The sequence below is a fragment of the Bradyrhizobium sp. NBAIM08 genome (assembly GCF_020193935.1).
Lineage (GTDB): Bacteria > Pseudomonadota > Alphaproteobacteria > Rhizobiales > Xanthobacteraceae > Bradyrhizobium > Bradyrhizobium yuanmingense.
In genome coordinates, this window is record NZ_JADYVR010000296.1 from 1 (window position 1) to 454 (window position 454).

1 protein-coding gene is annotated in these 454 nt (G+C 74.7%); it reads right to left on the minus strand.

Features of this window, described 5'->3' with window-relative positions:
• Positions 1 to 423: FAD-dependent oxidoreductase (locus tag I6F37_RS39575; RefSeq protein ID WP_225154313.1), on the minus strand; the 423-nt coding region annotated here is incomplete at its 3' end.
• Between the last annotated feature and the right edge of the window lie 31 nt (positions 424 to 454).

Below are 454 nucleotides of genomic sequence, written 5' to 3' on the forward strand. Positions count from 1 at the left end.
CACCAGCACGCCGGGCTGGCCGTCGGGCGGCGAGCTGTCGAAGGTGACCTGTACGGGCCCCTGGTCCGACACCGAGTGGCCCGACAGCCCCGCCGCGCGCCAGAAGGGCTCGTCGTAGACGGCCGTGCACTTGATCACGGCGCCCATGCGCGCCGCCTGCACCAGCGCGGTGCGCCCCTCGCTCAGCGCGGGCTCGAACGCGATGCGGCCCAGCAGCGTCAGCGGCACCGCCACCACGGCGCGCTCGGCCCGCACCACCACGCCGTCGGCCTCGACGCGCACGCCCTCCTCCTCGCCCTGCACGATGCGCCGCACCGGCGCCGACCGCCGCACGTCCATACCGAGCGCCATGGCCTCGGCCACCGCCTGCATGCCGCCCACCACGCGCGTCTCCTGGGCCCCGCCGGCGATGTCGAGCAGCATGTCGATGCTCTTGCCCGCATGGATGTAGAAC